Origin of the sequence: Psychrobacter sp. UBA3480, assembly GCF_002377945.1 — a bacterium.
Taxonomy (GTDB): Bacteria; Pseudomonadota; Gammaproteobacteria; order Pseudomonadales; family Moraxellaceae; genus Psychrobacter.
Genome location: NZ_DFQV01000019.1, coordinates 23150 through 47619 on the forward strand (window position 1 = coordinate 23150; position 24470 = coordinate 47619).

Annotated in this window: 16 protein-coding genes; all 16 read left to right on the forward strand. The window is 42.3% G+C overall.

Annotated features, from left to right (window positions below; all coding sequences use genetic code 11):
- Positions 1–3: 3 nt before the first annotated feature.
- Positions 4–408: a hypothetical protein gene (locus B2863_RS07070; protein ID WP_296208665.1), complete on the forward strand. Its 405-nt coding sequence runs from the start codon at positions 4–6 to the stop codon at positions 406–408.
- The gene (locus B2863_RS07075) at positions 405–1370 is read left to right on the forward strand and encodes an HNH endonuclease (RefSeq protein ID WP_296208666.1); all 966 of its coding nucleotides are present in this window, start codon (positions 405–407) and stop codon (positions 1368–1370) included. Before B2863_RS07070 ends, B2863_RS07075 begins: the two co-directional genes overlap by 4 nt.
- Before the next feature lie 6 nt (positions 1371–1376).
- Complete coding sequence (locus B2863_RS07080; RefSeq protein ID WP_296208667.1) at positions 1377–2663, forward strand: hypothetical protein; 1287 nt, start codon at positions 1377–1379, stop codon at positions 2661–2663.
- A gap of 147 nt (positions 2664–2810) precedes the next feature.
- Complete coding sequence (locus B2863_RS07085) at positions 2811–6041, forward strand: hypothetical protein (RefSeq protein ID WP_296208669.1); 3231 nt, start codon at positions 2811–2813, stop codon at positions 6039–6041.
- A 106-nt stretch (positions 6042–6147) separates the two neighbouring features.
- Positions 6148–8904 carry a type IV secretory system conjugative DNA transfer family protein gene (locus B2863_RS07090; protein ID WP_296208672.1) on the forward strand — a complete coding sequence of 919 codons (2757 nt, stop codon included), beginning with the start codon at positions 6148–6150 and terminating at the stop codon, positions 8902–8904.
- 122 nt (positions 8905–9026) lie between these two features.
- On the forward strand, positions 9027–10022 hold the full coding sequence (locus B2863_RS07095) for a hypothetical protein (RefSeq protein WP_296208674.1): 996 nt from the start codon (positions 9027–9029) through the stop codon (positions 10020–10022).
- An 8-nt stretch (positions 10023–10030) separates the two neighbouring features.
- Positions 10031–11110 carry a hypothetical protein gene (locus B2863_RS07100; RefSeq protein ID WP_296208675.1) on the forward strand — a complete coding sequence of 360 codons (1080 nt, stop codon included), beginning with the start codon at positions 10031–10033 and terminating at the stop codon, positions 11108–11110.
- A gap of 15 nt (positions 11111–11125) precedes the next feature.
- Entirely contained in the window at positions 11126–11716 is a 591-nt protein-coding gene (locus B2863_RS07105; protein WP_296208677.1) for a hypothetical protein, read from the forward strand.
- A complete protein-coding gene (locus B2863_RS07110; protein ID WP_296208680.1) occupies positions 11716–12603 on the forward strand; it encodes a hypothetical protein in 888 nt (295 codons plus the stop codon). The genes B2863_RS07105 and B2863_RS07110 overlap by 1 nt, the downstream gene beginning before the upstream one ends.
- Positions 12604–12635: 32 nt before the next feature.
- Complete coding sequence (locus B2863_RS07115; RefSeq protein ID WP_296208682.1) at positions 12636–14924, forward strand: M23 family metallopeptidase; 2289 nt, start codon at positions 12636–12638, stop codon at positions 14922–14924.
- Positions 14925–14966: 42 nt separating this feature from the next.
- The gene (locus B2863_RS07120) at positions 14967–15524 is read left to right on the forward strand and encodes a hypothetical protein (RefSeq protein ID WP_296208686.1); all 558 of its coding nucleotides are present in this window, start codon (positions 14967–14969) and stop codon (positions 15522–15524) included.
- Between the two features lie 82 nt (positions 15525–15606).
- Positions 15607–16566 carry a hypothetical protein gene (locus B2863_RS07125; protein ID WP_296208689.1) on the forward strand — a complete coding sequence of 320 codons (960 nt, stop codon included), beginning with the start codon at positions 15607–15609 and terminating at the stop codon, positions 16564–16566.
- Positions 16567–16667: 101 nt separating this feature from the next.
- Entirely contained in the window at positions 16668–17372 is a 705-nt protein-coding gene (locus tag B2863_RS07130) for a hypothetical protein (protein ID WP_296208692.1), read from the forward strand.
- A 108-nt stretch (positions 17373–17480) separates the two neighbouring features.
- Complete coding sequence (locus B2863_RS07135; RefSeq protein WP_296208694.1) at positions 17481–18041, forward strand: hypothetical protein; 561 nt, start codon at positions 17481–17483, stop codon at positions 18039–18041.
- 310 nt (positions 18042–18351) lie between these two features.
- Positions 18352–18918 (forward strand): hypothetical protein, encoded by a 567-nt coding sequence (locus B2863_RS07140; RefSeq protein ID WP_296208697.1) that lies wholly within the window; start codon positions 18352–18354, stop codon positions 18916–18918.
- A 24-nt stretch (positions 18919–18942) separates the two neighbouring features.
- A complete protein-coding gene (locus B2863_RS07145) occupies positions 18943–24381 on the forward strand; it encodes a calcium-binding protein (RefSeq protein WP_296208700.1) in 5439 nt (1812 codons plus the stop codon).
- The last annotated feature ends 89 nt before the right edge of the window (positions 24382–24470 follow it).

Sequence of the window (24470 nt, forward strand, 5' to 3'; positions counted from 1 at the left end):
CTCATGGACTCTCAACAAAGACAAAAATTATTTGCGCTTAGTCGAGAGCCTGATTGTAGTGCCGAGCTATTAGAAAAATGTTTGGCACAAACAGACTGGGTTAATGACGCCGCTTTGCAGTTGAGGGTGCAACAAACAATCTTGGCTGAAAAAGATATTGAATCAGCCATAAAGCTTTGTCGCACTATCGAGATGATGCCGAACGTCGCTTTTGATTTCAATGAAGTCATGAGTGTTATTGTCCGTCATGGTACAGCTAATCAGGCTTATAACGCGCTCACCAGCATACAGCTTGCACCTAGTGCATTGTTGCAGCAGGCTATACTCGCTAAAGGCACCGTTAGTGATCATACGCAATTACGAGATTGGCAACTATCACTCAAGAAATTGGAGCCTAAAACGACATGACCACACAAGGATTTTTGCCCGAAGGGTTTGGCACATTGTCTATCAATGTTCAACGCCCTCACTGGCGTACTGAGGTCAATATTCATACCACGCCTGAGTACTTAGATCGCTTAAACCATCTTCGCCTAAATAGCGACAACATCGTTTGTTACTATTGCGGCTTTCCTGACGGCCCGTATTTGGAAATACACCATCTTGACCATGACCATACTAACTACGAAGATGAGAATCTTTGCGCTGTTTGTAGCTTGTGCCATAGAAGTCAGCATCTCGGTTGGGTAGGTATTAAAAATTTAGGTCGATTGATGTATTTGCCAAGTCGCGCTGATTATGATGATGACAAACAGCCTAAATACTCTTTAGAGGTGCTGAATATCATTCAACGTTTCTATTTGATGTCGTCATATCTTACCCCGCAACAACGCACACGGCTTTATGACCTTCCAATGATGACCGCTATCGATGACCTTCTAAACGCTTTTCAACGTAGAAATTTCGAAGGCGACTATCATGCCATTATGAAAGTAAAGGCTGAAAAACTAGAGGCTCAGAGCAATCTACAAAACATGAGTAAAGAAGAAAAAGACCAGTTCTTTAAAGAGCAAGCCGAAGAAAGGTCTCAGCCTAAGCCAGTTACACCTAATACGCTAGGCGATGCTGCATATCTTACAGGAGATTTGCATATTATTGATTTGGTCGATGCCCTTTGCGAAGAGCATATTGCCTATGAGAGTAATTTAACGAAAACCCGCCCAAAATCAAATCCTGTAGATAATTTCTTTGATACGCAAGAGAAAGGTACGCGAGGTCGTATGGCGGTTTGGTTTAACACCAGTGTCTTTGATCCCTTTGAGAATAGCTATAATATCGAAGACCGCATGGATTACTACAATCAGTTAAACTATTTTACTCCGTCAGGCATCTCGTCAATCATCCAGAACATTCGTGAGCAAGGGTCTTAGGTTTAGATGGAAAACGACAACAACCATTCGTATTTTGTGTTTGACTCTCATTTCACATTGGATGATTTGTACCCTGAAACCAGCCTGCATATCGAAGAGTGGGCTGGCGATGATGGTTTGTCTAAAAATAATGATTCAAAGAACGCTTTTCTGCTCTGGTCTAAGTATAGCTTTATAAATGCTGACGAATACGATGACGAAGAGGATGATGATTACTATTATGATGATGGAAGTGTCGGCGTCTATAGCAAGTCACATAATAGTAGCGCTGCTTTAAGATGCGCAAATCTACCCCTATACGCCCTAAAACCGCCTGCAGGTAGCAAGCACCCCAAAGTAACTATAGGCTATCAGGTGGCGCTACCTGAGCACTTATCACAGCGTCAGCAAGCGTGGTTTGACTTATTCGAATTGCCAAGAGTCGATGACTTTGTGACAGTCACCGTAGATGAGTACCATCTACTGAGGCATATCAAAGTACTAAGCCCAAGCCATCAGTCAAGAGCTATTGAGGCTTACCAGATACCCAACCCTCTAGCACAAGAAGTTAATCTTATTCTTGATGGCACACCTCCAAGCTTAACCTCTGTAAGCCCAGCCCTTTCTTCTAAAATAACCAGAATAAAAACTCAGTTTTTACAAAACCTCAAAAGCGAGTATGTAGAAGGTGATGATTCATATCAGTTACAGGCTGCCGCTAATCGACACCTAATGATAAGGGCAGAAAGGCTTAATCAGATTAAAGCGCTGATTTATTCAGATTATTACGTCTCACCCTCTAGGTACTTGAGTGACACACACAAGATTGCACCTAGTTGGATTCAAAAGAGGCCTATATATAATGAAGATGACTTGCTATACAAAGAACACGGTGTTGATGGCTGGTTTAGGTCAGAGTATCTACCAAACACCCTGTTAACAGCATTAACCGCGCTTGCTTGTGTTGGGTACTGGTCGATCGAGTGCGACAACGACAATCCTTACGAGCTGCTTACCACTGCCGCCGAAGGTTTCTTATACGCTCACCAGTCTAATGAGAGCTCCAATAGGCGGCTTTATCAGATTATATACCACCCACAAAACCCCTTCGATCTTAAGAAGGACCTTATTAAATTCAATGCATTAATGCCTGTGTTGGCGGCTATATGCCAAGAACCTGCCAGCAAAGGTGTCCAGATGGCGAAGTTCTTTGACGATGAAGAGCGCACAAAGTCTTTAGTGGATGTACTTATGACTGAAAATGGTCATGAGAGCGTCATCAAGAAATTTATTGATGCGATGAGTGGTGGTTAACAAACTTATATGTCTCTCGTAAATCATTTCAGGGTAGAGCTAGTTTTAAATTGTATTGTTTTAGTTTCTTTAACAAAGTATAATTTTTAGTAAATATTTACTACCGATTTTTAGCTTTTATAATTTTAGCCAATTAGGAATATCTGCATGTCCATTGCCGACAAAATAAATTCAATATTTTTGAACGTGCTGAGTGCCGCACGTATGAATTCAACTGACTATTGCGATATAGAAACGATCGATGGTTATAGTACTATTGTTATGCAAAACAACAGTATGATGACCTTTGTTAAGTACGATGGTTTGCTATCAACAATCAAGCCAGAAGTATTTAATGATATGATTGAAGGCATATCGAATGAGCTAAACGCCTTAATGAAGCACAACGGCTATAAAATTGCTTGTGTGTTCCGTAAGGATTTGGATGCTCAATCCTCTCTGAAAAAGACTGAACTGCAGCAAAAGCAAACGATTCGTAACCTGAATTTGAACTTAGAAGATCTTATCGAAGAGAACACTGAGGTTTATCGCAACAGTGTTTATGATGAAGAGGTTTATTTTGCGCTGATCACTCAACCATCTGTTATGGATAAAGTGGAACAGGATGGTGCAGCTGAACAAAGAATGTCTATCTCATCGCCAGCCCTGCCTACCGCTCAGAACATTTTGGCTCCTATCGAAGTTTTACGTTCTAAGCATACCAGTTTCGTCGAAAAATTCATGGCGGCAATCAGCAATAAAGACTACTACGTTAAAGCCGATGTCGTAAACTGCTTGACCGGTCTTGCCATGGTTCGTCACCAGGTTATTCCTGATCGTAGTGATAAGAACTGGCTACCAAGTGTTGCTATTGGTGAAGAAATGGCTGCTAAACTTGGCTATCCAGGCTATCAAACGCCGATCTGCTGGCCAATCAATTCAAACCCGCATGACCTTTCATACTTATTCCCGCCATCACTACCAAAGCAGATCATGTCTAATGGTATTCGTGTCATTGGCGCTAAAGAAGGTGTGCCACCATATACAGTAGCGACTGGTGGACGCTTATTCTCTTCTGTTGTAATGAACATTCCACCATCACAACCTGCTATCTTTGATGCGCTTTTCAACGCCTTTAACCAATCATCATCTATCGATGCTGATGGTAACGCTCGTACAATGCCATGGTCTATCACCTATATGATTTCTGGTGATGGTATGGCTGGTAGTTCGCTAAAAGCAATGTTTAAAGACATCTTTGCCCGCGTACCGCCTGTCACCAATGAAAACCTACAAGCGTCTTATAACCAGTTGTCTCAGATCAAACGTGCTAACACCGCTATTGTAGGTTTCCAAGTATCTGCGATGACATGGGTAGAAGATACACCAGAAGGCCGTCGTAAGCTTCGTAACCGTAAAACCCGTCTGTTTCATATCATGGAATCATGGGGCGGTATGAATGTTATTGAAAACTTAGGTGATCCAATTCTAGGTTTCCAAAGTAACATTTTGGGATTAAGTGATATCCATCATGGACCAAAAGGTGCTGCACCACTTGCCCGCGTGGTCGAGCTACTACCTTGGACTCGTCCAGCATCTCCTTTTGATAGCGGGACCGTTTTACAGAAGACGCTAGATGGTAAGCTGATGCGTTATGAGAAATTTTCATCCAATCAGAACACTTGGGTTTCTTGTGCGGTTGGTACGCCAGGTTCGGGTAAGTCTGTTTATATGAACAACATGCTTACTGAAACTTGTATGATGCCAGGTCTTGAGCGTTTGCCGCTTATTACCATTATCGATAAAGGTATCTCGTCCACAGGTTTTATTAACCTGATTAGTGATGCGCTACCTAATAACATGAAGTCCTTAGCGGTTAGTAAGAAGCTTCGTAAAACCAAAGAGTATGCAATTAACCCGTTCGACATCAAAGTTGGGTTAACAATGCCGCTTGAAGCTGAAAAGAACCAGATGGTTTCGTTCCTAACAGCCTTGCTAACACCTGCGGAGAACACGGCTCCTTACGCCAGTACACAGGCTTTTGTTAACTATCTCATTGAGCGTGTGTTTGAAACTGTCCAAGAGGATACCACTGCCGGTAATCCTAAGATGCATGCTTATGGTTATAACAAAGAGCTTGATAACATTATTGATGCTTACAACATTATTTCATTTAAAGAAACTAAAGTTGTTAATGCAGACGGAACAACCTCTACCACTATCGATCGTGAAAACTTCGAGAAAGTAACCTCTTTTGGTCTAACCCGTACCTTGCATATTGAAGGTGAGCGTTATCCTGCTGGTAGTGATGAGCGTCTTGATTTATGGCGCGCGCGTGACTTGGCTCACCGTACAGCAATGCCTATCTTGCCTGATGTCGTAAATATTTTGAATGACCAGGTAACAGCTGCTATCTATAAGAACGAAATTGATACTGGGGAGACCATGATTGACTTCGCTCAGCGTACAATCAATGAGGTTTCAAGTATCTACCCGTGTTTCTCTAACTTTACACAGTTCGATGTTGATTCGGCTCGTATTGTTGCCCTAGATCTGCAAGAAGTTCTTGATAAAAATAACCGCTGGCAGTCGTCGTTGTTCCTGCAAATTGCACGTATGATCGGTGTTAAGAAGTTATCATTAACAGAAGAAGATTTACTTGGTGGTCGTATACCAGACGTTTACCTGTCTTACTACCGCAATCAGCTTCGTAACCTTGAAACTGACCGTAAGGTACTTGCAATCGATGAGATGCATAACGCCAAGGGTGACAAGGCGCTTATGAAGCTCCTAGAGACTGATGCTCGTGAGGGTCGTAAATGGGGTCTTGAGTTGATGTTTGCGTCTCAGAACTTAACCGATTTCGATTTTGGTGAAGGTGAAGATCGCGTACAGCTATTGAGTTATGTGACCAACCTTATTGTTGCTTCACAGCCAAAAGCAAACGACTTAGATTCTTTTACTAAGTACTTTACTGATAACCCTGCTGTTCTAGATCAATTACCGCGTATTGGACTGTCTCGTGATGGTCTGACCTTTATGTCCTACATTGTTGCTAAGACCAACAGCTATTGTTCGTTGATTACAAGTACAGTAGGGGATAAGCGCCTATGGTCTTTAACAACAGATCAGGATGATCGACTCATTCGAACGCTGATGATTAAGATTGCTGGTAATCGTACCTTGGCGATTGCTGCACTGGCTTATTACTTCCCAGGTGGCGCGCGTTCACGTATTAAAGAGATCCGTGAGACCGTTGATGCATCGCCTAACGTCTCTAAAGAGGAAATCGAAGAACGTACCAGTGGTCAAGTTGAAATGCTTGCCAACCAAGCGCTTGCTGCTTATGAGGCTGAGCTGGCACGTAGACGTGTAGCTGCCCGCCAAGCGGCGGCTTAAACGTTAGTATCATTATTAATGCAGGGCTTGGCAAAACCCAAGCTCTGCTTTTTTAAGTTACATTCTGCGCATGTAGTTATAATTTTAGCCAAATTAGGAAGTAAAAATGCCAAGATTTGCAGGTGTTAGAGAGAATAACATCCCTAATGAGCAGCGAGTAGATACGCGGCGTTGGGGTGATAGAATGGCATCTGAGTGGTCAACACCAGATGGCGCTACCATTCTTGCAATGATTCTCACTGCAATCAATTTCGTACTGCTATTCATCCCTCTAGGCCCTATCATCTCATCAATCCCAAGTTTGGTTTTGTCGAGAAAGTTTCTTGATCCAAAAAACCGCCTTCACGACCTCCCGTTACGTGTACCGCAGCACTTAAAAGTCCCTGATGGCTCTGTTCAAGTGCCTAACAAGAAATTCAAACCTGCAATTGCTAATAAGTTTTATGGTAAAGGCGTTACCTTGTTTGGTATGGACCTTGAGACCAAACTGCAAACGTGGGGTACGGATTCTGACAACAGAACGCATGGTACGGTTCTAGGTACGACCGGCTCGGGCAAGACTGAGTTTATTTTCGCGTTGCTACTGAACCAGCTTATTGAAGATAGTGGGTTTATCGCCGTCGATGCTAAAGGTGATATCGCGTTCCAACGTCGTTGCTGTCAGTTACTACGCCGCTTTGGTCGAGAAGATGATTTGCTGACTATCTCGTTTGCGGTTGGTAGCCGAGATTTCTTAAAGGCACAACACGATAGACCGACAAACACCTTCAATATTATGTCGTCAACCAGTGCTGGCATGTTGATAGAACTTTTATCAGGCATGCTTGATGGCGATGGTGGTGGTGATGATATGTGGAAAGGGCGTGCTATTGCCTTTATTGCAGCCATCACAAGACCTTTGACTTATCTGCGTGATGCAGGTGAGATTGAGTTATCGCCAAGTAAGTACATGGATTACATGGAGCTTGCAGAGGTAGAGCGTCTTGTTTATGAGCAAGCCAGCCTCTACCCAGGCTTTGATCAGGTCTTGAAGCCGCTACGAGGTTACTTAACCACGTTGCCAGGTTATGACACTACTAAGAAGATGGCACAGGCACAGGAAACAAACGAGCAGTTTGGTTTCATTACCATGCAGCTTACGCGTGCTATTAACGATTTGGGCCATAACTATGGCCATATCTTTGGTACTGAGATCGGTGAGATTGATATCAGTGACGTTGTTTTGAATCGCCGCTGTTTAACCGTACTCTTGCCATCGCTAGAACGTTCTTTGCCTACGCTAAACATGCTTGGCAAGCTCATCATTGGCGCTATTAAGCAGATGATGGCCGGTTCTCTTGGTAGTAAGCTTGAAGGTCTTACTCGTCTTACTGTTGATTCTCGTCCAACGACTGCTAATAACAGCTTCCGTATCATACTCGATGAAGTTGGCTATATGATGGTAACGGGAATGAGTATTATTCCCGCTCAGGCCCGCTCGTTGAATATCTCAATGACTTTTGCAGCCCAATCATATACCGATATCAAACGTGGTAGTGCAGAGGAAGCAGAGGCGATTTGGGATAACTCTAACTTTAAGTTTATCGGACGTATTGTTGGTGGTGATCAGTCTGAGACTTGGCAGAAAGTTAAAGGTGCTGCTGGCGAGAAAAATCAGATGCTTGTTGGTGGTTATGAGCAGCGCGATAGCATGAATGGCTTTAAGTATGTTACCAACAAAGAAGTACGCCGTGAGTCAACGTCTCAGGTCAACTATCAGGATGTGGCTGGTCAGGAAAATGGCGAGTTTACAATCATTGTTCCTAAGAAGTATAAAGGCGGCCAAACGCAAGGTGTTTCAGTCACAAGAATATTAGGTCTATTCACTGGCGGCGGTGCTGAATCTTCTAACATGTACCTAAACGACCTTATACCTGTTACTGGTGCTGAGCCTGGTTCTTCTCAGACGAAGCTAAGACAAGAGCAGCTTCGATTAGCGATTGCCTCTGGCACGTTAAGTACTGATATCGATAACGCAGTTCTGTCGAGCTGTGGTGCCACATTAATGTCGTCTAAGGGTTATAGTGGCGATATTACTTCTTTGCTGATTACTGCAGCAGAAGAAATTAAAGCACATGCCAGCAACCCAAGTTATAACAATGTGGTTGTTGAAACGAGTCTGAGTCTTTTTGGTAGCACACTCAAGTCAATTGACTCAACTCAGTATTACATGCCTACCAATTTACAAGCTGACGTACCTGCGCACTTAGATGCTGACACAGAAGCGACAATTAATAGTTCAATCACCAAAACGCAGGCAGGACGTGTTGTAGATAACCTGCAGTCTAATGCTTATGCCCATGATCCTGAGTCTCAAGATAACGCCTTGACCTTCGTTTATAACCAAGATGCCGACGATTCAGATATCAACCCATTTGATAAAGCTCAGCCAGAAAAAGCAAAACAAATTAAAGACCAGTTAAGACAAGGCGGTGCCAATGTAAGTAGCGCGGCTCAGCAAGCGATACTTAACCAATTATCAGAAGATGTTTATAAGGATGAAGAGTTAACCGATAGTCGTATGGCTGAACATGTACTTCATGATGATATTGAGTACAACGCTGATGATCAGCTAAATGAACAATCCCTATCAGAAGGTGTTGCTAGAGGTCACAATAGACAAAGCCAACTAGCGGCACTGGTAAGTAAGCAGCAAGCAGACAGTTTGAGCTATGAGATGATTCAGGCATGCATTGATAACAACAACACTGTTTCCATGCAGTCAGAGCAGTCTTCTATACTTGATACCAACGAGCAAGAGGCCTTATTACAGACCTTGCGTTCTGCGACCTCGTATATACTTGCATCAAAAGATGACTCTTAATTAAGTTATGCAAAAGGCTGCGTAATCATATAAAATACGCATAATATTTATTAATAAATATTACAAGCTGAGCTTGCCTAGCTTAAATCTAAAAAAAACCAACCTTAATAGAGCAGATGTTTATGTCAAATTCTTTAAGAAATAAACCAAAAACCCGCAGTAGTGGCGTCGTTAAAACCGGTACAACCCCTTCGTATATCGTTTGGATCTTGATCGCGTTTATGCTTAGCTCTATCGTGGTTTTACTGGTCCTTTTGTTTAACAACCAAGCCGCTTCTTTATCAAGTGTTGAGTCTGATTTAGAACGCCTTGGTAAAGTTGTTTCTCATGAGCCAGTTCCAGATTCTTCGATGACTGCATGGGTGGTTAATTTGAAGGAAACTGGTCAGCCAACTTTGATTTACACCACAAGAGACGGTAAGACCATTGCATCAGGTGAGTTGTTTGACGTTAAGTCTGGCAACCAAATCACGGCTAAAATTCAAGAAGCTTTCTATAAAATAGCGGGTCAACCAACAGACGCGCCAGCAGCATCAGCTGCTGCCTCATCCGCTCAGCCAGGAGAGCCTGATTTAACTCCAGGACAAGCACTTGGCGAATGGGAAGGTGAGACTCCAGCGGTATTTACTGATACCTTAGAATTGCTTGGTGGCTTTAAAGAAGATCCTAGCGTATCACCTGCAAATACCGTCTATATTATCTACGATCCACGCTGCCCGTACTGCCATGAGATGTTTGAAGTTAGCCGCAATATAGATCTAAAAGCCAAAGGTCTAACGATTAAGTGGTTGCCAACGGTAGCTCTAGGTGTATCAGGTGAAGATGATCCTGTTATCGGTCAAGCAGCTTACGGCCTAGATGCTAAGACTCCTGCTGAATTCGCTCTAAGCTTTACTGCAGCCAAAGGTAACAAGCCGACCGTAGGTAAAGTCACCGATGCGCATCAAACTGCATTAGATGCTAACTTGGAATTGCTATACGCAGCCAGCGATCAAACATTCCCAGGTCAACCTAAATCAGTACCTGCAGCTTTCTATTTAGATAAGCGTAATGGTCAGCCAAGAATGGTCTATGGACCACAACAACCAGCCATTCTTAAATCTATATTTGGCGAATAGGAGCCACCATGTTCAACTTTAAACAATTCCTTAGCAAACCTGAACCTGTCGCCCTTAGCGTAGAGCCTTACCTAAGCTTTTTAAGTATAGGTAAGGAAGTTAAAGTCATTATCGACTCTGGCGAAGAAGATATGAATCAGAAAGTCGCTCAAACGCGCCTTGATGAAAAGCAGTCTGCCAATATCTCTCGTATATTCGTGAAAGGTTTTGACAAAATCTATCATGAATTCTCAGACGAGCTTGTGGCAGAAAGTCTAGCAACTCATGATGATGTGTTGAGTCAGCCTGTTAACGTTGATACAAGTACAGGTCACAGTCTCTCTAAAGAATTGGATGTTGAAAATAAAACAGAACCTACCACTGAGTCTTTTGAGACTCAGCCGGTAGACTTTGTTAAAAACACCCTTACCATGACTCAGCTGCAAGATCAGGTGTTCCCGTCGGATGAATATCATAATGACAGAACCCTTGACGCCTCATTGATCGCTAATATCAAAGAGGCTTTTGAGCATGAAGAGGGTATTATCTTTGGTCAAGTGTGTTTAGAGCTTGGCAATAAAGAAGTCTTTGTTGTTGCCAATCCAATTTACACTGTGGTTCCATCTGAGAGTGAAGATGGCCTTGATTTTGTGTCTGCAGAAGATGCAAAAACTTATATCTCAGAAGAGTGGCACAGTGAATTTGCCTCTGCGCTGGTTTCTATGACCTCTGACACTGCAGATGTAGCACCTGTTCGCAATGAGAGTCGTAGACACGTTAACAGCAGTAACAATTCTAAAGGCAAAAAAATTGGCATTATAGCTGGGTCAATTTTGCTCGTTTCGTTATGTGTAACAGCATTTGCTATGACATTAAAATCAGGTACAAGTAACACTCAGTCTACAGCAGCCCCGTTTAGCTCGTTAATGCCAAATACAACTGCATCTGCTAGCCCGCAGTCCAATTATGATCCTTATGCGCTCTCTACAACAGGTATGCCCAGTCCTGAGCAGATGGCTCAAATGCAAACTGCAGCTATGAATAATGTTTTTGATAAGATGAATGTTGATCTTAATTCAACGTCTGACTTAGGCTGCTTAAGCCAATAACTGATTGAGGACGTTATGCCACTTACCACCGAAGAAAGAGCTCAGCAACAGGCAGAGTACGAAGAAATCCAAGAAAGAGTGTATGAGCAATCTACTCATGAAGTGCTAACTCTGACTGCTTTTTTACGAACCTATCATTGGCTGAGTTCTTTTAATCAGAAGAATGATTTATCGCCAAGCCCTACAGGTGGCATAACGCTATCTAACGCCATGTTGCGACAGATAGCGTATGGGTTTATTAACGCCACTCATGCTCGACCACAAACCTTTTTGATACATCTGCAGCCCCATGAGTTTGAGATGTTAAGCATCTTAACCCCTCAAGGAGCATGGCTTGAGGATGATGCTGTCTGCGTTATGTTTAAAGCGCTTAAGTATTCAGATTACTTAATACCACCACTCATGCTGAGTTTTAAAATTAAGAGTCCACTTGTTTATAAAAAAATAAAAGATGAGTGTGACTTTATGACGTTTACGCTAATCACCAAAAGTCAGCTCACAAATAACTTTACGGTAAGAGAGGTCTGCAACCCGGTTGTTCCTATGCTTAAGTCGGCACCAAATAAGGACAAGCATGTTAAATCCTTCTCAAAGGCTTTCACCTAATGAATAAACGTACGCTAACTTCTTTTGTGTTAGAACAAGCTATTTTATATGCGTTACAAAACCCTCCACAGCCAATTGGCGATATCAAAATACGCGAACCCAACGCTGATCCGCAAGATATCGATATTGATGCCCCAAGCGACCAGCCGCTTGATTTCCTTGCTTATCACGACTCGTTAAGTTTGATTTATGACGTGTTTGAGTCGATAAAGGGCGAGATTGTCGCTTTGGGCAATGAAGAGGTGTTGACTCAAGAGGTGCTAGATAAGAACCCAAATAACATCTATCACTTCAACCAAAACCATCTTATCGAACCGCCTAAACCCGAAGATGAATGGGTTATCGTCAATCATGAGCAGATCGTCTTGACGCATGCAATTCCTGCCAATGAGCTTGAGCGTTTTAGTCGTTTGATGGGTGTGAATAACTTCACCTTTAATAACAATCGTCTTTATAAAGATAAGTCTTGTATTTTGGTACAGCCTTTTGAGATGACCAGTTTTGTTAAGCCAAAAAACGTGAGAGGCATATCAATACAGGACGCGTTTAATCAGAACCCGTTCCATGATTGCTTTATGCATCTGATATCTCCAGCACCAGTCATGGGTATCGCGCTAGAAGAGCGACTAGAGCAGCTAATTGGCTATGTCGTTCACGTAAAAATACTATATAATCTATTAAGTAACGGAAATATGGTTGACCATTCTGAAAGTGGCTTCTCTTTAAAAGACCATATTGCGCTACAATTCGATTCTCAATCAGCTCTAAGAATGTTGAACTATCGATATCGTGTTGATATTAGTCAAGATGTCATTGATAAAATCACCAAATTTGATGACGATATTAAAAAACATTCCGACTCAGGTTGTTGCATTGAAATACAATAATTTTAGCAAAAAATAAATTAAGGTGATCAGCCGTGGATAAAGCGACAGTATTCAGACTAAAGCCGATATGTATCGGGATACTGCTATCTGTGATAGCGCCTGCTAGCACCTATGTTGGCGCAGCACCTACTACTGGTAATCAAACCACTGGTCAATTACATAGTCAAAATGCTGATAACAGATCTGCTGCAAGTACCAATGCTGCTGCAAAAACTGGCGTACAAACCACAAACGATCCTGCTCAGCCAGAAAATCCTGATAAAAGTACCTATAGCGACCAATACGTTAAAGATTATTTCTCAAATACCGGTGTCGCACCTGGTACTCCTATCTTAGCCATGCCGCAAAAATTTAGACGATCTGCTGGCCGATTTGGTGAGTTTAGGGATCGTAGTAGTGCTAACGACTTTCACGCAGGTTTGGATTTAACACCTGCAGGCGACTTGCAGCTATTTGCTGCAGGCGATGGTACGGTTGTTAACGTTGGTACTAACACTGGTGGCGGTAATATTATTAATATTAAGCGCCCAAACGGTGATAAATACATGTATATGCACATGGAGCACAACGTAAAAAACAAGCTCCCTGTCGGCACTCCTATTACAACTGGCCAGCCTATTGGTGTGACTGGTGGCTCAAGTAATTTAACCAGTAAAAAGACTGGTCTACCAATCCGCTATGCAACCCATTTGCACTTTGACTATATTCTGCCCAACAATGATCCTGCCCGCCGCCGCGATTTATGGTTAAGCCAGTCGCCGCGATCATCAGGCTTGTTAAACAGCACAAAGCATATCTTTAAGACAGGTTATGGTTATAACACAGATCCAACACCTTATTTGGCGGAAGATGTCGCTGTTGCCCCAGATGAGTACACACCGTGGCTAGGTTCAACTATCCGTCAGCAATTTAACACCCTATACAATACGCGTATGCCTTTAGGTCCTGGTGCCACATCAAACCTAAAGCCACTGCCTGCTGTGCCTATCTTCAATCAAGGTTTTGAGTGGACGCCAGAAAATCTAGCCGCTGCTAGAACATCAATTGTGAAAGGTGCTAAGTACGCAGATTGGTCAGGTTATCAAGGCGCTTTTGGTGGCGGTAGTATGTCTTACCAAGCGCTTTCTTCATTTATCTCATCTGAGGATGGGGAGCAGTTTGGATCGCTCCCACAACCACAGAAACCTGTCAGTCTTGAGACAATGACACCAAAAGAAATCATTGAGCAGATTGGTGGTCAGCGCTTCGGGAACGAAGACTGGGAAAAGGCGATGATGAAGCTGTCGTCTAAAGGTATGCTTACTGAATACCTAATGATGAATGCCACCGAAAACTATTTGCATCAACAAAACCAAATTCTTAGAAATAGAGTTGAGATGTTGATGGCCGGTATTACTCAAGCCCGCTTATTTGAGTTTAATAAGCAGATTGAGGCGATACAGGTGACAGCTCAAGCTTCTGCTGCGCCAGCTGTTCTTGACTTAGAGCTAGAAGATCTGGGTTATGCTTATGGCGGCAGTGGCGGTGGTGGAAACTTTGATGCTGCAAACTTGCCTGATGAGCTGGATGCGCTAGTTTCTTCATTAATGGATGCTATTAGTCATGGCGAGGGTGGTTACAATGCTTATAACACAGGTACGAATGGTCCTTGTGCTATGAAAGGCTTCTCAACCGATGCTGCTGCTCGTGCTACTGGTACACCAATGATAACAACAATGACACCGCGTGAAATTTGGAAAGCGGCAACTGCAACGACTAGTAGCTGTGATGTCACCCGTAAGTTTACAGCTGGGCGTTATCAGTTAACTTACTATACGCTTGCAGGCTATGCATCTGGCGGTTTCGGTAACAGCGGCTTTGTTGCTGCATATCCTAAATATGCTAACGTGCCATTTACCCCAGAGATTCAGGATTTTGCTGCCAGAAACTACTTCTTATTGAGTGGTTCTGTGCGTAAAAACCTAACCAAGTTGATTAAAGGTGATCCAAAAGCGTCAGTACGTGCAGCGATGTATGACTTGTCGATGGAATGGGCTTCATTTGGTGTACCGGACGGCTTGCCTACTAACACAGACGGCAGAAATGCGGTAGGTAACTACCAGTCTTATTATGGCGGCGATGGTATCAACAAGGGCAACCAAGAAAGTACTGATATGGCATGGGCGGTTCTTAAGAAGATTGAAGCTTGGAATAAAGCGAACCCAGGGCTGGCGAGAGACGTTCTTAGTGGTAAGGTGGCTGATAAGGGTATGGGTGGCTCTACTGCAGCTCCTACGGCTCCTGAAACTCCAGCGGCACCTACAACGCCAGCCACACCGTAAATGAGCATAGCGTCGCTTACAACTGAAAATAAAAGGTATGTTATGAATATTATGAAACCTGTGATTGCTGCATCTTTTATCCTAACAGGTGTGTTAGGTGGCTTTGTTGGTGCTGCGAACGCAGCCCAGCCCGAGGTGGTGTCTAACTACTCGCCTGATACTAAAAAGGTTGGTGGTTATACAGTACAGCATTGCCAAATCAATCAGAGTGAAAACGCTTTAGATTTCTGTGGCAAGCGTGCTATAGCGGCATATAAGCGCCTTGGCACTAGCAATAATATTAACTTTAATGGCAAGTATGTGCTGATTGGTTTTAAAGGCCAATCGCCAGTCACGAAGTATATGCAGTACGCCGCCGTCAACCCTGTTACCAAGACGGTTTATCCTTTTGATTTTATCGTTTACTCTGACGATCCAACGAAGTTTGAGCAAGTAGAAATATCATCGAAAAAATCAACTTTATGTGCTGATGAAGTCGCTAAATTTCGCGGTGATAGAATGCTTAAAGCGTATGGCGGGTTTCCAGTAGAGCGCGGGGACTCTTCTATTTGTTTCTCTTTTTCTGAAAAATCAGGCTTTGGTTTTGCGCCAAGTTCTTAATAAATATTATTTATTTTCGTAAATATAATTTAAAAAAAATGTTAGAATATATTTAACATTAATAATACTAGCGAAATTGATCATGGGTTTTTTAAAGACAGCGTTAAAAAAGACTTTTGTATCCGCCCCTGTGCGCGTAGCCACCATGCCTGGTCGTGTGGCTTTTCCAAAAGCGGTTGTTAAGACGCATAAATATTATGCCGAAACCCTTAAGAAAGCGCGCGCGTTTCGTTGTCCTTATTGTGGGCATGGTCAGTTAATCCCTATTACCGAAAGTCACATCCCAAAACCTCCTAGCAGTGTCAACGAAGAGCAACACACTCCGCCAAAACTCTCTCAAATATGGGAGTGTAATCATTGTGATCAAAAGCTGGAAACAACAGATAACAGCATCGAAGAGCTAGCTGCTATTTTGTCAAGCTCAGGCCGTGAATACTACGAAAATGGTGAGGCCTATCAAGAACGACTGGATGCGCTAGAAGATGGCCGGTTATTAGAAGCAGTGGAGTCAAAGATAAAAGTTGCTCGTGGTTTGCGAGTGGTTTCTATTATATCCGCCCTGTTTTTCTTTTTTGGTGTCTACAACGGCGCTATCATGTTCTGTCTTACCGCTTTGCTTTTCGCTCTATTGATACTCATGCTTGCTATTATGCTTGCCTATCGCTCTTGGCAGCTATATACAGACAATGTTTTTGTTGCCGATCCTAAAGAACAGTTTCATTGGTGGCTTTCTAATGAGAAATGGTTTGCTTATCCGCATAACTATAAAACATCCTTAAATGCTTACTCTGCTGAAACTTATTACGATGATGAATATGCTGAATTTGACCATGTATCAGGTCAATACGATACCGAAGAGTACCTGTCGGATTTAACGCCTGAGCAGCTGCTTCGCAATCAAGAAGAGCAACGTAATGAAGCCTTATTATCTAATGAGTTTTTAAATACATCCGCCCTTCAATCTGAGTTTGACCATTCATCTAATGATCAATCAATGGCTGCAAATAGCACTAAAGGCGATAGCAACAGCACTATTAAATAACCCGTTCCACAGTACTTTAAGCACCCTCTGTTTCAGAGGGTCTTACCTGCATTAAGTAGCAAAGTAGTATCTAATAATTCTAGCAATTGAGGTTTGTTGTGATGACAAAGCAATTAATCGGTATATTTACGTCAGCTGCACTTCTGCTTGCCAGCATGAATACTCATGCAAATGGAGATCAGTTAGCAGCTTGGGCTAATTCTGCCAACCAAACAGGGTCGAGCGTCGGTAATGTGAGTTCGCAACGCCCTAGCTCTATCTATCCAAACTCTTATTCCTCCCAACTCAGCAATCCTTATGCTGGGTCGTCTATCAATACCACTATGGCCTCAAGCAGTAACTATGGCTCGGGTGGTAAAGAGCGCTATCCTATAGGTAAACCGACATTAGAGTGTGTGATTTCAGCTGCTCAACGTCAAAACGCACCAGTTGACCTACTGCTTGCTATTAACAGTATCGAGCGTGGTAAGACCGGTCAGTTTGTTGGTAATACCAATGGCACACAGGATATAGGCGCTTTCCAAATCAATTCAATACACCTTCCTCGCGCACTAAAGTATCAGGCGACTCGTGAAGATTTAGCCACTCGTGGCTGCTATAACGCAGAGTTTGCTGCCATGCTGCTCAGCGAGGCTTTAAACCACAACCTTATGCAAAGCAAAGATATCTATACGAGAGCTGCAGGCTACCATTCTTGGACGCCTAAGCATAATGCTGTCTATAGAAAAAAGCTGGTGAAGTATCTTGGTGAGTGGCAGTCCTGGTTAAGATCTAACAATATGCAAAACCTAGTTACCACTCGGTAATAAGCCCTTTTTTTTAGCTACATCTAGCTGGTAAAACAACTTCCGGCGGGTAAGTTGCGTCTTGTTGATTTCACCCTTTTACTGAATGATAAATAAAAGAAGGTGTTTATGATAAAAAAAATTAGAAAATTTAGTGAGATATCGAGATTGCAAAAAGCAAGTATTATCTTATTTTTATTATGTTTGTCTTTTATGCCGGTTAATAATTTTTTAGAGTGGAGAGGCAGAGATTTCCCTCAAAAATCAGAGTTGAATTACAGTACAGGTACTTTGGAATATTCAAGAGCCCCTGGTAAGAACTCTACCTCATTTATTATTTTACGCTCAATAGATAGATCTGGCCAAGATACTGCCTTTGGCTGTAGCTATACCGCATTTACATCAAGTACTACTGGCTCATGTATGGGACTTAGGAGTGTTGAGCCTTATTTAGCTAAGCGGGCTAAAGTTGGTTGGTATTATCAATCTGAGTTTTTAGGATTTAAAAATAATAGACCACAATTAGTTTCGTTAGAAGTCGATGGTAAATACATCAAGACGTATGAAGAAACAAAAAGAATTTATAAAATAACCAATAAATCAGGTCTTTTTATATGTTTGTTCTTCATGGCTTTATCTATATTTATATTTATATTTTTCTTGTACCCAAAAAACGACATTCATAAATAAAAATAATTTTATCGTCTAACGCCGTAAAAATACGTCCTTCTAGGGCGTGGATATCAGGCGTCAGCAGTTGTCGCATAGCTATTAATGGCTATTGATTTTAATATAAGACTAAATGATACTTAACTCACGAAAACACGCAAACTACGCGGATACTCGTAAGAGATTTGATGGTAAAAATAAAATATATAAATCTTTAGTTTTATTCTCTCTGCATCTTGCAGCGTTTATCTATTTGCTCTTTCGAAAGATAGGTAACGAATAAACTATTTCATTAATCAAGGGAGTGATATGTCTAAAAAAGAAGGTGTTTATGATAAAAATAATTAGAAAGTTTAGTGGGCTAACAAAGTCACAGAAAACGCATATTATCGTGTTTTTGTTATTTATGTCCTTTATGCCCACAAAGTCTTTTCTTGAATGGAAAGGCAGGGATTTTCCTCAAAAATCAGAGATAAATTACAGCACAGGTGTACTGGACTATTTGCGCACTACCGGCAAGGACTCCAAGTCATTCACCGTTTTACGCTCAATAGAGGGGTCTAGCCAAGATACGGTCTTTGGTTGTAGCTATACTGCATTTATATCAAGCACTACTGGGTCATGTATTAGTCGCAATAAAGTCGAGAGTTATTTGGGTAAGCAAGCTACTGTTGGATGGTATTACCAACCTAGTTTTTTAGGTTTTAAAAACAATATGCCGCAATTGGTTTCGTTAGAGGTTAACGGTAAACACCTTAAAACTTATGAAGAGACAGTCAACAAAAACAAAAGGAAAAATAAAATATTTTCATTTGTTTACTTATTCTTCACGATAATATTTACAGTTATATTTATTTTTGTGATTTACCCAAAAGACTTTATCTATAAAGAAAAATAATTTTATATATGAGAGGTTGTAATTATGGCTACTAAGTTAAGTCAAGATCAATTAGATATGTTCGTAAACCTTATTAACAATGCGATTGCTGGCAATCTTACATTTTCTAGTGTTAAAGCTTTGGTTGAGCCAAACGATGAAATTAATCCGAACAACAGTAACGATACGGCGTTGGAAGTAGCTGCGTCAGCGCAAGCTTGGGCAAATCTAGGAAACTCTCTTTTAACAACAGGCGTGGACGCATTGAAAATTGCTGAAAAAACGCTGGGTAATGCGGATTCGTCTATTGAATCTAAAAGAACTTTATCCCAAGGGGCTCACGCTCTAGCTAAAATTAATATAGGGTTGGCTGCATTGGGAGTGGTTGTTGATACATTGAAAATCGTAGACTCTATAGACGACGGCGACTCGGTTAAGTTAGCAGATACTCTTAGTCTTACGTCAAACGTTGCGTCTATGTCAGCATCTATAGGTGTAGTATTGGCTACTAGTGCTGGGGTTGCTGCAGCGCCTTTGTTGATTGGCGGCCTTACTGCAATAGCCATTGCTGCAGCGGGAGCTAGTATTTATGTTGGATTAACATCTCCAAATGCCGGATTGTCGGAAAGTTTAAATGACTTATTTGTCAGCGACTTCGGTGATTTGGGGCACTTTATAGGAGATAGGTTCGTCACTGATATCGATGAAAGTGATGTTGATCCTTGGGTTAATGGTGTTGATCATAATGGTAAGTATTTCATCTACGACCCGCTAGTGCTTGATTTGGATGGTGATGGCATCGAAACAGTTGGCGCAAGTGATAAAGATGCCGCGATGTTTGATCACGACAAAGATGGTATCCGTGTAGCGACAGGCTGGGTTAGCCCTGATGACGGTATCTTAGTTTTTGATAAGAATGGCGATAATATCATTAACAATGGTAATGAGCTGTTTGGCGATAATTATGAATTAAAAGATGGCTCAAATGCCGCGCATGGCTTTGCAGCTTTAAAAGATCATGACACCAATAATGACGGTGTTATTGATGCCAATGACGAAACCTTTAGTGACCTCAAGGTATGGCAAGACCTTAATCAAGATGGTGTTAGCCAGGCAAATGAATTGTTTACCCTTGAAGAGCTTGGTATTGAGTCATTAAATGTCACTTATGAAGAAAAGTCAGTAGATCAGGGTAATGGTAATACATTAACGCATCTGGGTTCTTATAATAAGGAAGACGGCTCTACTGTCGCCATGGGTGATATTAACTTTAACTCTAACGGCTTTTATACCGATTATATCGACGCGCCCGTTCTTACTGATGCTCAGCAACAGTTAATCAATATCAATGGTACTGGTAACGTCAGAAACCTACGTGATGCCGCTGCTTTATCTGCAGAGTTAGAGAGTACGTTGATAACTTACGCTGGACTTGAGACCAAACAAGAGCAAATCGCTTTAATTGACACGTTGATTAAGCAATGGGCCGCAACAGGATTGCATGGTACGGTTGGCGAGTTTGGCGTTCATAGCTTTTCAGAAAAGACTGCCAGCGAAGGTGTTAGCTTAACACCACAACAAGTGGCAGCAATGCAAGCAAACTGGTCGCAAATCGCAGACCAAGCAACAGCAATCATCAATGAGTCCAGTGACAAGATGGCTGCTTTAAACGCTTTTAGCGGAATGACATCTAATGATGTGTATGTTAGTAGCTTGGATGGCGCATTAGATGTAGTGGAGAATGTCGAGCAGGCATTTAGCAACCTTACTTCTAGTGTCTACCAGTCACTGTTATTCCAAACCCGTTTACAGCCATATCTAGACGAAGTTAAGGTATCTTTTTCTCCAGAAGATTTCAATATAGTTTATGACTATGCCGCAGTACTCATTAAATTTGAAGAGACGTTTGCCCTTAATGCTGAAAAAGCAATCGTAGACTTAGCTGAACTGATCACCTATGGTAGCCGTGAATTGGATGGCGGTTTTGTCAGCTCATTAAAATTGCAGTTTGTAAGTTTCGTCGAAAGCCTAGCACCAGAGCAGCTTGAGGCTTATGCCAATATTATTGGTGAAGACTTGTATAACTGGTTCAGCGAAACCCAAGGTACGACTGCTGCAGATACTATCATCGGTAAAGACCACAGTGAAGTTATCTACGGTCATACTGGTAATGATAAGCTCTACGGCCGTGATGGTGACGATATTATCATTGGTGGTAAAGGCGATGATCTGCTTTATGGTGAAGAGGGTAACGACACCTATATCTATAATCTAGGTGATGGTCAGGACACCATCAGAAACTACGATCGTGACACTGGCCGTCACGATGTGTTGAAGCTGGGTGCGGGGATTACAGCCGATAGTATGCAGGTTAGCCGCAGTAGTGATGACCTAAAGATTACCTTTAACGAGAATGATAGCATCACCATAAAAAGTTACTTCTACGGCGATGCGGTTTATGGCTATCAATTAGACGACATTATCTTTGATGACGGCACAAATCTGGACGTTGATGCCATAAAATCGTTAACCCTACAAGGTGCAGACCAAAACGACATCATTAAAGGTTTTAGTCATGCAGATATCATGGCTGGCGGGGCCGGTAATGATAAGTTATATGGTTATGATGGTAATGATGTATTGCAGGGCGATAGCGGTAATGATGAGCTATATGGCGGTAAAGGTAATGATGAGCTATATGGTGGCGATGGTGACGATGAGATAGAAGGTAGTGACGGCGACGACATTATTGTTGGTGGTAAAGGTGACGACTATCTTGAAGGTGGTGATGGTAACGACACCTACATCTATAATCTAGGCGATGGGCATGACACCATTAGAAACTTCGAACGCAGCTCTAACCGCCAGGATGTCTTACGACTTGGCGCGGGAATAGCAATCGCTAGTATGCAGGTGAGTCGCAACGGTGACGATTTAGAGCTTACCTTTAACGATAATGATAGCATCACCGTAAAATATTATTTCCAAGGCGATGCTGCTGATGGCTATCACCTAAATAATATTATCTTTGATGATGGTACAAGTCTGGATGTTGATGCTATAAAAGCACTGAGTTTACTAAGCACAGACCAAAACGACATCATCAAAGGCTTTAGTCATGCAGACACCATAATAGGCGGGGCTGGCAACGACCAAATATATGGTGAAAGCGGTAATGATACTTTAGATGGCGGTACGGGAGATGATTATATTCGGGCCAGTTACGGTGACGACATATTGCTAGGCGGCGCTGGTGACGATGAGTTAGATGGTGGTACAGGAGATGATCATCTAGACGGCGGTGATGGTAATGATGAATTAGATGGTGGTGACGGCAACGACACATTAATTGGCGGTAAAGGCAATGACTATCTTGAAGGTGGTAATGGTAATGACACCTATATCTACAACTTGGGCGATGGGCAAGATACTATCAAAAACTACGACCGTAGCTCTAACCGCCAAGACATCCTAAAACTAGGGGCTGGGATCACAATCGACAGCATTCAAGTTGGTCGAAACGGCAATAATTTAGAGCTTACCTTTAACGATAATGACGGCATTACCGTTAAAGATTATTTTTACGGTGACGCAGCCTATGGTTATCATCTAAATGCTATTGTCTTTGAAGATGGTACAAGCTTAGGTGTTGAAGAAATAAAGACACTAAGCACACAAGGCTCAGATCAAGACGATACGCTTGTCGGTTTTAATCGAGCAGATACCATCTCAGGCGGCGCTGGTAATGATGAGCTGGCAGGCGGTAACGGCGATGACAAATTGAGCGGTGATGACGGTAATGATGAGCTGTACGGTGGTTACGGTGCTGACATATTGCTAGGTGGTAGTGGTAATGATGAATTAGATGGTAGTTACGATGACGATAAGCTAGATGGTGGCGAGGGTGACGATGAATTAGATGGCGGTTACGGCAACGACACATTAATTGGTGGTAAAGGCAATGACTATCTTGAAGGTGGTAATGGTAACGACACCTATATCTACAATTTAGGCGATGGGCAAGATACTATCAAAAACTACGACCGTAGCTCTAGCCGTCACGATGTATTGAAGCTAGGTGCAGGGATTACGATCGATAGCATTCAAGTTGCCCGAAATGGCGATAATTTAGAGCTTGCCTTTAACGATAATGACAGCGTAACCGTAGAGCGTTATTTCCAAGGTGACGCAGCCTATGGTTATCATCTAAATGCTATTGTCTTTGAAGACGGTACAAGCTTAGGTGTTGAAGCCATCAAAACGCTAAGCACACAAGGCACAGATCAAGACGATACACTTATCGGTTTTAATCGAGCAGACACCATCTCAGGCGGCGCTGGTAATGATGAGCTATATGGCGGCTACGGTGATGACAACTTGAGTGGTGGCACCGGTAATGATGAGCTATATGGTAGTTACGATGACGATGAGCTAGATGGTGGCGAGGGTGACGATGAATTAGATGGCGGTTACGGCAACGACACATTAATTGGTGGTGATGGTAACGATGAGCTGGATGGCGGTTTCGGTGACGACGTTCTTATTGGTGGTAAAGGTAACGACTATCTTGAAGGTAGCTACGGCAACGACACTTATATCTACAATTTAGGCGATGGGCACGACATCATTAATAACTACGCCCGTAGCACTGACCGTCAAGATGTATTGAAGCTGGGCGCGGGGATTACAATCGATAGTATCCAGGTTAGCCGTAACAATGATGATTTAGAGCTTACATTTAGTGACAGTGATAGTGTGACCGTAGAAAGGTACTTCTACGGTGATGCAGATGCTAAGTATCATATACATAGTATTGTCTTTGAAGACGGTACAAGCTTGGGTGTTGAAGAAGTAAAAACGCTAAGTACACAAGGCTCAGATCAAGACGATACACTTGTCGGTTTTAATCGCGCAGATACCATCTCAGGCGGCGCTGGTAATGATGAGCTATACGGCGGTTACGGTGATGACAACTTAAGTGGTGGCAGCGGTGACGATGAGCTGAATGGTGGTTACGGCAACGACACATTAATTGGCGGTGATGGTGACGATACTCTAGAAGGCGGTAGCGATGACGATATTCTTGTTGGTGGTAAAGGTAACGACTATCTGAAAGGCGATATAGGCAATGACACGTATTTCTATAGTCTAGGCGATGGACAAGATATCATCAATAATTATGATCGCAGCTCCAACAGCCATGACACTTTAAAGCTTGGTGCAGAGATTACAACAGATGGTCTTTGGATATCTAAAGAAGGAAAGGATCTAAAGTTAGACTTCTTAGACGGGGAAAGCTCAGTAACGATAGATGACTGGTTCTATAATAAGTACACTCCATTAGATAGCATTGAAATGGGTAACGGCCAAATTCTCAATACAGAAAGTATTAGCAAGATAATTAGCACTATGGCTACCTATGACGCCACGCAGTTAAATCAAGATATTATGAGTTCTGTCATTAACGACTCGTTTATTATATAAAGCATTTTGAATTTAATGGTTTGGTAAAAAATGTAAAATAAATCACTCTGTAATAAAAAAGCCGCTAATAAATATTAGCGGCTTTTTAG

Coding starts and splice junctions, on each gene's coding strand:
- B2863_RS07090 (WP_296208672.1), top strand. CDS start 6,148: ATGCCAAGATTTGCAGGTGTTAGAGAGAATAACATCCCTAATGAGCAG.
- B2863_RS07135 (WP_296208694.1), top strand. CDS start 17,481: ATGATAAAAAAAATTAGAAAATTTAGTGAGATATCGAGATTGCAAAAA.
- B2863_RS07100 (WP_296208675.1), top strand. CDS start 10,031: ATGTTCAACTTTAAACAATTCCTTAGCAAACCTGAACCTGTCGCCCTT.
- B2863_RS07095 (WP_296208674.1), top strand. CDS start 9,027: ATGTCAAATTCTTTAAGAAATAAACCAAAAACCCGCAGTAGTGGCGTC.
- B2863_RS07070 (WP_296208665.1), top strand. CDS start 4: ATGGACTCTCAACAAAGACAAAAATTATTTGCGCTTAGTCGAGAGCCT.
- B2863_RS07140 (WP_296208697.1), top strand. CDS start 18,352: ATGATAAAAATAATTAGAAAGTTTAGTGGGCTAACAAAGTCACAGAAA.
- B2863_RS07120 (WP_296208686.1), top strand. CDS start 14,967: ATGAATATTATGAAACCTGTGATTGCTGCATCTTTTATCCTAACAGGT.
- B2863_RS07130 (WP_296208692.1), top strand. CDS start 16,668: ATGACAAAGCAATTAATCGGTATATTTACGTCAGCTGCACTTCTGCTT.
- B2863_RS07085 (WP_296208669.1), top strand. CDS start 2,811: ATGTCCATTGCCGACAAAATAAATTCAATATTTTTGAACGTGCTGAGT.
- B2863_RS07105 (WP_296208677.1), top strand. CDS start 11,126: ATGCCACTTACCACCGAAGAAAGAGCTCAGCAACAGGCAGAGTACGAA.
- B2863_RS07110 (WP_296208680.1), top strand. CDS start 11,716: ATGAATAAACGTACGCTAACTTCTTTTGTGTTAGAACAAGCTATTTTA.
- B2863_RS07125 (WP_296208689.1), top strand. CDS start 15,607: ATGGGTTTTTTAAAGACAGCGTTAAAAAAGACTTTTGTATCCGCCCCT.
- B2863_RS07145 (WP_296208700.1), top strand. CDS start 18,943: ATGGCTACTAAGTTAAGTCAAGATCAATTAGATATGTTCGTAAACCTT.
- B2863_RS07075 (WP_296208666.1), top strand. CDS start 405: ATGACCACACAAGGATTTTTGCCCGAAGGGTTTGGCACATTGTCTATC.
- B2863_RS07080 (WP_296208667.1), top strand. CDS start 1,377: ATGGAAAACGACAACAACCATTCGTATTTTGTGTTTGACTCTCATTTC.